This is a genomic window from Pseudomonas fluorescens, assembly GCF_001623525.1.
Taxonomy (GTDB): Bacteria; Pseudomonadota; Gammaproteobacteria; order Pseudomonadales; family Pseudomonadaceae; genus Aquipseudomonas; species Aquipseudomonas fluorescens_Q.
Genome location: NZ_CP015225.1, coordinates 5,796,312 through 5,808,669 on the forward strand (window position 1 = coordinate 5,796,312; position 12,358 = coordinate 5,808,669).

Annotated in this window: 5 protein-coding genes; 1 reads left to right on the top strand and 4 read right to left on the bottom strand. The window is 61.9% G+C overall.

The window, feature by feature from the left end:
* The first annotated feature begins 86 nt into the window (after positions 1-86).
* Positions 87-653, top strand: coding sequence for a pseudouridine synthase (locus tag TK06_RS25090; RefSeq protein ID WP_161951762.1), 567 nt, complete (start codon positions 87-89; stop codon positions 651-653).
* On the opposite strand, the gene TK06_RS25095 is transcribed toward TK06_RS25090, so the two are convergent.
* From TK06_RS25095 to TK06_RS25110, 4 genes are all read right to left on the bottom strand, one after another.
* Positions 648-857 carry a DUF2788 domain-containing protein gene (locus TK06_RS25095; RefSeq protein ID WP_007937369.1) on the bottom strand — a complete coding sequence of 70 codons (210 nt, stop codon included), beginning with the start codon at positions 855-857 and terminating at the stop codon, positions 648-650. The genes TK06_RS25090 and TK06_RS25095 overlap by 6 nt on opposite strands.
* 235 nt (positions 858-1,092) lie before the next feature.
* The gene (locus TK06_RS25100) at positions 1,093-1,572 is read right to left on the bottom strand and encodes an Lrp/AsnC family transcriptional regulator (RefSeq protein ID WP_025215622.1); all 480 of its coding nucleotides are present in this window, start codon (positions 1,570-1,572) and stop codon (positions 1,093-1,095) included.
* A gap of 337 nt (positions 1,573-1,909) precedes the next feature.
* Entirely contained in the window at positions 1,910-2,587 is a 678-nt protein-coding gene (locus TK06_RS25105) for a hypothetical protein (protein WP_238992568.1), read from the bottom strand.
* A gap of 122 nt (positions 2,588-2,709) precedes the next feature.
* Complete coding sequence (locus tag TK06_RS25110) at positions 2,710-12,351, bottom strand: hemagglutinin repeat-containing protein (protein ID WP_086936716.1); 9,642 nt, start codon at positions 12,349-12,351, stop codon at positions 2,710-2,712.
* Positions 12,352-12,358 lie beyond the last annotated feature (7 nt).

Below are 12,358 nucleotides of genomic sequence, written 5' to 3' on the forward strand. Positions count from 1 at the left end.
TTAGATGCCGTGCCACCATGCCCCGTCCTCCACGCCCCGCTTCCCGTCGCCCTGGCGCGAAGCTTCCAGCCTCCGCCCCGCGCCGTGTGGCCAAGGCCCCGCCGGCCGAGCCGAAGCTGATCCTGTTCAACAAACCCTTCGATGTGCTGACGCAATTCAGTGACGGTGAAGGGCGGGCGACGCTCAAGGATTTTATCGACGTACCGGGCATTTACCCGGCCGGGCGGCTGGATCGCGACAGCGAAGGCTTGCTGTTGCTAACCAATGACGGACAACTGCAAGCGCGTATCGCTGACCCCAAGCACAAGCTGGCCAAGACTTATTGGGTGCAGGTGGAAGGCGAACCGAATGCCGAACAGTTGCAGCGATTGCGCGATGGGGTGGCGTTGAACGACGGCATGACCTTGCCAGCCGAGGCGCGCCAGTTGGACGAGCCGCAATTATGGCCGCGCAACCCGCCGGTGCGCTTTCGTAAAAGCGTACCCACGAGTTGGTTGGAACTGGTGATCCGCGAAGGGCGCAATCGCCAGGTACGGCGGATGACCGCCGCGGTGGGCCTGCCGACACTGCGCCTGGTGCGGGTCAGGATCGGCGACTGGACCCTCGAAGGACTCGATCAGGGCCAGTGGAGGGAAGTGCCGGCGCGCTTATAACGTCCCGGACTCGATCAGGCCGATCACCACGCTCTTGATCACGAACGCCGCCACGCCCAGCCCCAGCACAAAAAACAGAATGAACGAGCCGAAACGCCCGGCCTTGGATTTCTTCGCCAGGTCCCAGACGATGAAACCCATGAAAATGATCAGGATGCTGACCAGGCCGGTCATCATCCACTCTTCGAAAACAGCAGGATCCATCAGGACACTCCGGCGTAAGCGGGGTTGAAAAGGCGCGGCGAGTATAAGGCATGAGGCGCGGGCGCGGGATTGGCCTGCGGCGGTGTGTCGCAGCTATTCATCGGTTGGGCTGTGGCGAGGGAGCTTGCTCCCGCTCGACTGCGCAGCAGTCGCAAACCGGTCCACTGGCAATCCGGCCGAAGCTTGGGGTCGCTTCGCAACCCAGCGGGAGCAAGCTCCCTCGCCACAAAAACGGTCAGCTGCGCAGGTGAGTCAACGGCAGTTCGGTGCTGTTGAGCACCTGATTCAGCACAAAGCTCGAACGCACGCTGGTGACGCCATCGATCCGGGTCAGATGCCCCAGCAGCAGTTTCTGGTAATGGTCCATATCCGGTACCACCACCTTGAGTTGGTAATCCGCGTCCATCCCGGTGACCAGGCTGCATTCCAGCACTTGCGGCAGGTTGCGGATGGCTGCTTCGAAGTTCTCGAAACGCTCGGGGGTGTGACGGTCCATGCCGATCAATACGTAGGCGGTCAGGCTCAGGCCCAGCATTTTGCGGTCGAGCAGGGCAACCTGGCGCGTGATGTAGCCGTCATCCTCCAATTGCTTGACCCGTCGCGAACAGGGGGAGGGCGACAGGCCGATGCGTTCGGCCAGTTCCTGGTTGGAGATGCGCGCATCGCGCTGCAATTCCGCCAGAATGCTCAGGTCGTAACGGTCGAGTTTGCTCATCGGTCGGGCCTTTATCTGGATAATTGCTAAATATTATCTATCCAGGGTTAAAAATTGCGCAAGTGATGTTTATTTCCGCAATCTTAGCAATCCTCTGCCGGCGCCCCAGGCTTATTCTTATCACCAAGATCACTGCTCGGACAAACAGTCCAGTGCAGCCCGCCCAATCAGGCCGGCTGCGGTCGCGGCACCCACCGGTGTTGGCAGACCCCCGAGCTGCACACTGTCCAGAAGACGGCGTGAGGTGAGCCGACGTCATAAGCGTCGAGCACGGACGAAATTCTCAAGGGGAGGCCGACGGGTCTCCCTTTTTTATTGGGTGCAGATTCTGCTTTGGCTAGGGCACGTCATACCCGCAGGCGCGCAAGCGCTGGCGGGTCAGGCGTTTGTCCGGGTAGTCGGCGCCCCAGTTCAGGTGCTGGTCATAGCGGGATTTGACGTGGGCGCAGGCGGCTTTGATTTTTGCGTCAGCCTCGGCCAGGGCGGCATCGGACAGGCGATTGATTTTCAGGCTCTGGAAAAACGGCAGGATAAAGGCCTGATCCAGGTCATAGCCCTTGGTGCCTTCGGCCAAGCGTTGGCCGGCGCGGACATGGAACGGTTGCCTCAGGCCGCTCTGGTTTTCCCAGCACCAGTACTTGACGACCTCTTCCCAGGAGCCCGTCGGGCTGTGCCAAACGTTATGAAAACGCAGGCACCGCATCCCTTGACGAGTGACCCAGTCGATCTCCTGTGGGCGAGGCTCGCTCGAATACAGATCCATCTGAGCCCGTTTGTTTTGCAGAAATTGCTCGGGAGCATAGAGGTCCTCTACGTTCCCATCGAGCATGCCCTCTACGATCAGGAACAGTGACGACGCCAAGACCTCAAGCTCACCGGAACGAAAGCTGCCGGAGGTGCCCGCCGACAGCACGTCGCGGCGTTTGTCGTAGGTAAAGCCACTTTTGATCGTGCCGCACGTGGTGTGTCGCAGCGGCTCGGGCAGGTCATAAGAGAAGCGAGGACTGAGGGTCACCCGCTGTTCTCCCACTTCACATAACATGCGGCTCAACCGCCGATCGTCCTCGTGCACCAACGGTGTCTGCCCGCAGCCCCAAAGGGTCACGGGCAGTAATAGCAGGGCAAGTCGGCTCAGCGTCAAAGTGAAGCGCCGAAGGCATTGCCGTTCTTGTCGATAAAGGTCGGTACGATATAGGTCTTGCTTCTGGTTCCGTCCGGGTTGGTGGTCGTGCCGTTCCTGAAGTCCTGCTGCAATTGACTGGCGCCGTTTCCGCACATCGATTGAACCTGGCACAGGTAGTTGGAATGCGGGCTGTCTTTACCCATGAGGCCAGGGAGGGTGAAGACGGCCCCCAGGAAACGACTGATCGGGTCGCTGGAGTTCATGGCGTTGCGTCCCAGAAGGTCGGACACCGAATCGGTCATCGGCAACATCCCGAAGAACACCTGCTTGTCTGGCCGGTTGACCTGGAACACTGCATTGTCGGTAGTGTTGAAGCCGGCTTTTTCCGCTGCGGTGAAGAATTTTTGCGCGTATACCGGCGCCCCTGAAAGCTGGATGCTGCCGGCGTTTTGGCCAAAATCCAGGCCTTCGAGTGCCCGGTAGGTGAGCAACGCACCCTGGCTATGGCCGACCAGGTCCAGCTTGAAGCCCTGGTCGATGCCTGCCTGGTAGAACTCATGCAACTGCTGGGCGTTGCCGGAGCGCTTGATGCCGCCGAGGTTCACGTCCCATGCCGATTCCAACAGGTCGCCGAGGAAACCATGTTCCGGGTTGTAGGCCTGCATATAGTTGTCACGGCCGGTTTGCATACCGCCATTGACCAGCGCCGCCTCGAATGCATTCTGGATGCCGTTGGTGGCAATCGCTCCCGGCGCGTCGGGACGTAGGATCATGTCGAACTTGGTCTTGGCCAGGTCCAGCAGCGGCTTGCCGGTTTTCGGGTCCATGGCAACGTTGCCCTTGGCATCTTTCTGATAGACCAGTTCGGTGCGGTAGAAGCTCATGTCGCCACTGAGCAGCACGGGTAACTGCGTGGCTACGCCACCGTGGCTGATCACGCCTGGCATCAGGCCCAGGGTTCCGTATGAGGTTTTGTCCATGGCGCTTTGCATCACACCCGGAATCCAGGCCAGAGGTGCCAGGCTCGGATTTTCAGCCAGCGCCTGCTCAGTGGCCTTGGTCAGGTTGCCGTAGTTCTTGAACAGATCGGAGCTGTTCTTGCCATAGTCCTGCAGCCCTTTTTTCCACCGATCCAAGGTTTGCGACGGGTTGCCCACCGAGTTCAGCGACGACTCGCTCACATAGAGTTCGGTACGCTTTTCCTTGTCCTTGGTGATGTCATAGGCCTTGGTCAGATCGCGGTTGAGGCCGCTGGTGGAGTTTTGCCCGGTAACCGCGTCGTTGCGCACGATGATGTTGCCCGCGCCGACGGTGGCGCGCACATCCTGCTCGCGCTCCTTGCGGTAGTCGTAGCCGCTCACGCTCCAGCCATTGAAGCCTTCCTTGGGCGCGCCGCTCAGGCTCTTGTCGCCAGTGAAGGCCACGTCCTTGCCGCCGGTGGCCTTGGCGCCGTTACCCGCGTCCGCGCCCCAACCAAAGGCACCGCCAACGTTGACGTAGTAGCTGTGCTCCTTGTCTACGCCATTGATGTCACGGAAGCCCAGCGTGTTGGTGTCGAGCTTGAGCTTGCCGTTGTCGGCGGCGATCAGCGCACCGTCGATCTGGGTGTGTTTCTCGGTGCGGATATCCACGCCGTTTTTACCGGTGATGCTGGTTTGCTGTTCAACCCAGTTGGTCTTGCCGGTGGTCTTGCCCGCCCCCACTGAACCGCTGACGCCACCGCCACCGGCCAGGCCGATGCTGACGGTGACGCTGGCATCGAACTGCTTGCCGCTGACTTTGCCGGTGTCTGGCACCGACGAGACCAGCAGGTCGCCGCCGACGCGGCCAACCACTTCGTCGGCGCGCAGGTTGGCGCCGGCGATGGTGGTGTCGTTGCCGCTGTTGAAGCGCAGTTGGTTGCCTGCGTACAGGTAGGCGGTCTGCTGTTTCTCGGTTTCCCGTTCCAGCTTGCCCTTGCCCATGTCGACGCTGGCGTAGACAGCGATGAAGTCCTTGCCACCCAGGGCGATGCCGACTTCTCCGCCACCGCTGCGCCGGGTGGATTCGCTGTCGGAGTCGTTCTGTGCGGCGCGGATGGTCAGGTCCTTGCCGGCACGCAAATCGATATCGTGGCCGGCAATCACCTGGGTACCGATCATGGTCAGGTTCTCACTGGCCTCGATGTTGGTATCACGCCCGGAGAGCAGTACGCTCGGGTTGTTAGTGCCCTGGGTCATTTCTTCGCTGGCCACGCCGTTGCTGCCACCGATCCCGGCGCGGGCACTGCCGCCGCCGCTCTGGCCATTGATGCCGCCCTGGCTGCGGGTGGTCTGGCTCTCCTGGTTGATTGCGCCACGGGCCACGTCGAGGTTGACGTTCTTGCCCACCAGGGTGATGTCGCGCCCGGCCTCGAACTGACTGCCGCGCACATTGAGGTTGTTACCGGCCACGGCGTTGATGTCACGCCCGGCGCTCAAAGTGGACGGGACGTTGTCGCGAATTTCCGAACGCGAGCTGGTGCCCTGGCTGGCCGAGCCAAGGTGAGTGGCGCTGGTCGGCCCGGAAGTGAAGGAGTTGATGGCGTCCACGGTGCTGAGCACGCTGGAGGCCTTGCTGACGTTGTCTTCACCTTTGCCGGTGCCGTTGATGGCGTCCATGGTGTTGCCATAGTTGTGGCTGATGTTGGCGGTCAGGCCGTTGCGGTCGCGGGTCTTGCTGCGCTCCTGGATGAAAGTTTCATCGGCGGCATCGACATTGATGTCGCGTGTGGCCTGCAGGCTGATGTCGCGCCCGGCGTCCAGGCCCGCACCTTCGAGGGTCAGGTCGCGCCCGGCCTGGACGGTCATGTCCTGGCCGGCCACCAGTTGGCTGCCGGCGGCAGTCTGCTGGGCGGCGCGGGATTTTTCCTTGGTCGCTTCGCGTCCGGCAAACGCAGTGAAACCGTTGCGATCGCTTTCCAGGGACAGGCCGCTCTGCTTCGTGGATTTCCAGTTGCTCTGGTCCTGGCTGTTACTGCCGGCCAGTACGTTGACGTCGCGCCCTGCGCCCACTTGCAGGTTACGCCCGGCCTGGGCGGTGCTGCCGATCATGTTCACGTCACGGATGCTCTGTACGGTGACATCGCGGCCAGCGGTGACTTGGCTGCCGACACTTTGGGTCTGCAGGTTTGCCTGCCCGGACTTCTTCGCCGAGGCGATGGAAATGAAGTTGCCGGAGGTGCTGAAGCCAACTTTGCTTTTGTACTTCTCGCTTTGACTGGTGGACTCGTTGGCTGCGTCCATCAGGTTGACGTCGCCGTTCTTGTCGACCATCCCGGCGCGCAATTGCGCATCGCGCTTGGCGTCGACACGGCTGGCGGACAGGTTGACGTTACCGCCAGCGACCACCACGGCATCGTTTCCGGCGCTCAGCTCGCTGCCCACTTGGGTGATGCTGCTGGAACTGCGGCTATTGCCGCTTTTGCTCAGGCCGAAGCTGCCTTTTTTCTTCATGCTGTAGCTGCTGTCGGTCTGCTCTTGCGCCGACATCAGGTTCACGTCGCCGGCCCCCCCCACCAGCAAGTCGTTGCCGGCCTTGAGCTGGCTGCCGATTACGCTTACATCGCGGCCACCCGTGAGGCCGATGCGTCCGTCCTTGTCCTGGGTGACGTTGACGGTCAGGTCGTGTCCGGCCTCGATCTGCGAAGCCACGTTGCTGGTCGCCGAGTCCGCGCTCTGGGTGGTTTTGCTTTTGCCCCAGGAACCTTTTTTCTTCTGGTAGAAGGTCGAGGACTGTTCGTCCTGGGCCGAGACAATGGCTATGTCATTGCCTGCATTGAGGGCCAGGTCATGACCGGCCTTGACTTGGCTCGCCACGACCGCCATGTCACGTCCGGCGTTCACTTCCAGGTTGCCGCCAGTGGTCACGCTGGAGCCGAGGGTCTTAACCGTGTTGTTGGTCACCAGGCCACGGCGGATCGCATTCTGGGTGAAGGTGTGATCCTGCACCGCGAGCATTTCCACGTCGCGGCCGGCATTGAGCGTGGCATTGCCGTCGCTGTTGATCTGGCCTTTGTTGGTCAGGTCGCGTCCGGCGCTGACATTCAATTGCTGGCGGGCACTGATCAGGCTGCCCTGATCCAGGTTGGTCCGCGAGCCGGAACCGTAGAGCACTTCCATGACGGCGCGCTCGTTGACGACGTCGCCTTTGACGGCGGTGAGGTCGACCTGATTGCCACGTACTTCGCCGCCCAGGGCGTTGCGAATACTGTTCTGGGCCATCAGGCTCACACGCTCGCTGGCTTGCGTCAGACCGCCCTGATAGAGATTGTTCCCCGCCTCTGCCACCAGGTTGCTGCTGGCCCGCAGGGTGCCGACGTTGGTCAGGTCGTTGCCGGCCATCAGGTTAATATCCCGGGCCTGCACCAGGCTGCCGCCGCGCAGGTTGCGCGACTCGGCCTGGGCCAGGTAGAGCACCGGCACCAAGACTTGCTGGCCCTGCACCTGGCGGGTCTCCATCCAGACAATGTCGTGGGTCAACGCCGCCACTTGCTGGGCGCTCAGGGCTACGCCGACGCTCAGTTGCAACGAGTTCTTGGCGGCGATGGCGTTATCCATCAGGTACTGGTATTGCTCGTAGTCGCTGGTCAGGCTGGCGGCGAGGAAGCGCTGACCGGTCTGAGCCAGCACCGCTTCGCGGATCAGGCGGGTTTCGTACAAGCCATCACCCAGGCGACGCCAACTGCGGTCGTCGTTGTAGCCCAACAGGCCCAGCATGTAGTCGGAGCTCATGAAGCGCGAGAGGTTGGTCAGGTTCGGGTTGGTCTCGATCAGGTAGCGGCTGTCCGGATTCTGGCTACGCACGAACAGGCCATAGTCACCTTCCGGCAGTCGATAGGTGGCGAGCGCTGTGGGGTCGACGGCGGCGAAAGGTACGCCGGCAAAGTCCACCGGTACAAAGCTGAGCTGGGTGCTGCCGTCGGCAGTGACACGCTCGACGCGCCGTACATCTGCCGCCACCTGGGTGCTGCCGCCACTGCCCAGGGCATTGACGGTGATGGTCTGGCCACCGACCAGGCCAACGGTGTTAGTCAGGCTCTGGCCGGTCAACTGGGCGCTGGCCTGTTGAGTCAAGGTGCCGTTTTCCAAGTTGCCGGTGACGGTAAGGTTCAACTGGCGACCGGACTGCAAGGTCGAGGCGTAACCCGTCTGGGTGCCGTTGTGTACGACGCTGCTCTGGCCGATGAGCGGGTACTGGGTGATCGCCGTCGGAATCGGTTGCTGCTGGTCCGGGGCGCTGCCGGCGTTGGCCGCGTTCCAGGCATTGGCGTTGGACTCTGCCCAACGGAAGTCGCCCTGTTTCACCCCGTGCAGGAAGTAAGTGGTGCTTTCGACACGCTGGTCGAGGGTCGCCCCACGGTTGTAGAAGTTTGTCGCGTTGACGAATGCGTCGCGGTTGGCGGCAAGCAGGCTTTGCTTGTTTTCCACGGTACCGGCATTGATCAGCAGGTCACGTCCGGCAATCAGGCGTGCGCCCGGAGAGTCCTGGATGATTTTTCCCAGGTAGGTGCTGTTGACGATAAAAGTCGCGGTGTGGTGCTTGCCGGAGCAGTCGGTACAGTTGATGTCGATGCGGCGGCTGACAAGGGATTCGCCGATCTCGAAGGTGTCCTTGGTGTTTTCCAGGTTGGCGACATTGAGGTTCATGTCGCCTTCGCTTTCGATGTTCGCCGAGCGGTTGCTCAGGCTGTTTGCCTGGCCACCGTCGAGGGCGGCGAAGCTCAGGTTGCCCTTGCTGTAGATGTCGCCGTAGAGGTTGCTCAGGGTGGCGCCGCGCAGGTTCATGTCGGCGCCGCTGTAGATCAGGGTATTGGCTGAGGTGCTGATGCCGTTGCCCGAGAAGATGTCTACTTGGCCAAGGGCACCGAGGGTTCCGCGGTTGCTGACTTGTGCCGCGTGGATCTTGAGATTCTGGCTGGCGATCAGGCGCCCCAGGTTGTCCAGGTTGCCGCGCAGGTTGAGGGTGGTATCACCGGCACTGGCGATACGTCCGCCATTTTGGGTCAGGTTCCCCGCCGAGAGGCTGACGGCCTTGGCCGCCGACAGCAGGCCGTCATTATTCAGGTCGCCGGTGAGCGTCAGGCTCAGGTCGCCGTCGCTGAGTACCTCGCCGCTGTTATTCAGGGTTGTGGCGCTTAACATCAGGTTGCTGGCACTGGCGATGCGGTCACCGGCCAGCAGGTTGAGGTTGTTGCCCACGGCCACATCCAGAGCGCCATTGAACTGCAGGCGCCCGGTGCCATTGATCGAGCCAATGTCCACATCGCCGTGGCCCAGACCCGTGATGCTGCCCTGGTTGCCGCTCAGGCTGGCGAGGTCGATCTTGAGCAGGCCTGCTCCGGTGTGTTCGACGCTGCCGGCAAGGTTGTTCAGCGCGCCAGCCTTGAGGTTGAGGGCCTGGCTGGTGACGCCGATGGAGCCGCTCTGGTTGTTCAGGTCGCCAGTGAGCAGAATCTGACTCAGGTTGCCGCCAATGGCGCGGATACGGCCAGTACTGTTATTCAGGTTGTCGCCGGTTAGCAACAGGTTGCCGCCCGATTCGATCAGGCCGGTCTGATTGTAGGTGCTCACAGCGTTGAGGCTCAGGGTCCTGGCGCTGATCTCACCGCCCGCGCGGTTGTCCAGAACCTGGCCCTGGCTGCTGAGCAGGCCTTGGGCATAGAGGCGGCCCGCCTGGTTGGTCAGGTTGTCGACCAGCAGTTTCAGGTCGCCGACCTGGGCGTTGATGAGCCCGGCCTTGCCTGCCAGTGCGCTGTTGTCCACAGAGGCGGCCACCACTTCGGCGCTGTCACCTTGCAAAGCACCACCCTGGTTGTTCAGTGTGCCTTGATTAAGCTGTAGATCGGCGTGGCCGCCGCGCGCCAGCACCAGGCCTTCGCTGTTATCCACGGTGGTGGCGGTGATTTTCAAACCCTCGGTGCCGGACAGCAGTTGGCCCTTGCGGTTATCCACCACCGTACCCTGCACATCCAGGCGTTTGCCAGCGAGGGTACCGCCCTGATTGTCAAACTGTGTGGCCTGGGTCACGCGAACTGCCGACTCGCCACCGTCGATCAGGCCCAGGGCGTTGTTCAATACGCCTGAGACCACCAGTTCAATCGTACCGCCGGTGGCAATCACCGAACCTTGTGCGCTGTTGTCCAGGCTGGAGGCATTGGCCCCGATACTACTGCCCAGCAGCACGCCGCCGTGGTTGTCGAGGTTGTTGCCATTGATCTGTAAATGCCCGTCGCTCTGCACGCGGCCCTGGTTGTTGAGCAATTGCCCCCGCGTCATGCCCTGGTCCTTGAGCGTCAGCAGCGCACCCCCGGTCCCGGCCAGCAGCAAGCCGTTGGCGCTGTTGTCGATGCGCCCTGCGCCAACGGTCAGTTGATCGCCCACCACGCGGCCGCCGCGGTTATCCAGCAAACCGCTTTGAGTCAACAGCAGTTGCTTGCCGACGATCACACCTTGCTGGTTGTTCAACGCTGCGGCGCTTACGTCGAGGTCGCCGACTTTGGCTTGAAGATGACCGGCGCTGTTGTTCAGTTGCTGGGCCACGACCATTGTCAGTTTGCCGGTCTCGGCGCTGAGCACGCCTTGGGTGTTCTGGCTGAGGCTGTCCAAACCCACGCTGAGCTGGCCGCCGTTGACGTTGCCCTTGAGGTTGTTCAGATCCCGGGCAGAGAGAGTGGCGACACTTGTGCCCTGCAGCAGGCCTTCGGTGTTGTTGACGTCCTGGGCGGTAAGGTCCAGTTGATCGGCGCTGATCTTGCCTTGCTGGTTGTTCAGGGCACCTTGGCTGACCAGGGTCAACTGCTGGCCCACCAGTGTGCCGCCCAGGTTGTCCACGGTCCCGGACTTGACGGTCAGCACGGAGGCCGCCTGGATCCGGCCGCCCTGGTTGATCAGGTCTTGAGTCACGGTCAATGCGTTGTTGCCAAGTTCGGCACTGATCAGGCCATTGGTGCTGTTGTCCAGGCGTTCGGCAGTCAGTTTCAGGTGATCGGCGACGACTTTGCCGCCCTGATTCAGCACCCTGGCGGCGCTGACATCCAGCAGGCTTTGGGCTTGCAGCACGCCGCCGGTGTTGTCGAGTTGGCCGCTGACCTTGAGGTTGGACTGGCCGACACTGGAGGCGATCAGGCCACCTTGGTTGTCCAGGCGCTCGGCGGTCAGTTGTAGTTGATCGGCGATCACCGAACCGCGCAGGTTGGTCAGTTGTCGAGTGTTGAGTTCGAGGTTGCCACCGGCCAGTTCGAGATGGCCGTCGGTGTTGTCCAGGCTGTCGAGATTGAGGGTGGTGGACTGGCCGTCGCCGAAGCGGATCAGAGCGCCCAGGTTGACGATGGCCGGAGTCAATAGAGACAGCGTGTTCAGACCCAGCACCCGCGCCGAGGTGCCCTGGTTGACCAGGCGAGCACTGGTCAGGCCAACGTTGGCGCCCTGGATGATGCCGTTCTGGTTGTCGATCACCTCGCTGGCGTCTACTGCGAGGTTGCGGCTGGCGACGACGTTACCGGTGTTGGTCAGTTGTTTGGCGGTGATGGTGACGTCGCCGCCCTGGTTGCGGGTGTTGTCCGGGTTCACCCCGGCTTCGACGATTCCGTTGTTGATGACCTTGCCGGCGCTGGTGACGGTGACTTTGTCGCGAGCGGCAATGCTCTTGCCCACCGTTACATTGGCGCGGGTGTTTACGCTGACCTGGGTGCCAGCGTAGACCTTGCCTTGTACGTCCAGGCTTTGTCCGTTGACGGTGATGGCCTGGTTGGCGCTGGCGTTGTTCATGCTGACCTTGCCGCTGGCGTCGATCTGGATGTCGCCCACGCTGGCCGCCATGTCGCCCGCCAGGCGCACGCCCACACCTTTTTCGGTACCCACCAGACGAATCGCACCGGCGTACATGCCGCCCAGGGCCGAGCTGTCGATGGCCAGCTCGGGTTTTTCGCTACCATCCTCGGCGCGGGCGGTGGCGCTCAGATTGTCGGCGCTGACGTCGTTGCGGCCAGTCACCACATTGAGGTTCTTCGCATAGATATTGGCGTTGAGTTTGGCGCTGCGGGTAATCAGGTCGAACTGGTCGACGTCACTGGCATCCAGGCCTGCACCTTCGATGCTGATGTCGCCACCGTCGACCTGGAAGCTGTCCAGGCGCTGGCCGTCCATGATGGGCTTGCCGGTGGTCAGGGTGGCGCGTGGCGTGTTGATAAAGCCGCAACCGCTGCAGGTGATGCCATTGGGGTTGGCGACGATGACGCGTGCCGCTTGCCCGGCCACTTCGGTATAGCCGGCCAAGTGGCTGCGATTGCCACTGGTGATTTCGTTGAGGATGACCTGTGCGGCCTGGCCCTTGAGATTGCTGTTGCCGACGATGATGCCACCCAGTTGGGTGCTCTGCGTCTTACCAGTGGCGTTGTTGAGAATCACGCCGTTCTTGCCGACGTTGTAGTCGGTGAACTTGTTGTGGGAAAGCCCGCTGCCATTGGCGCCGTTGATGTTGATCACCGGCACGCCGTTACCCGCCGCCCCAATGGTCGTCTTACCCCCCGCTGCCGCGTCGACCGCAAGACCTGCCGCCGCCGCGACGATGGGATTGAGGAACACAATCGAGGCCAAAGACAGGGCAATACTCTGAGACAGGGGGCTACGAACGTCCATGTGAAAG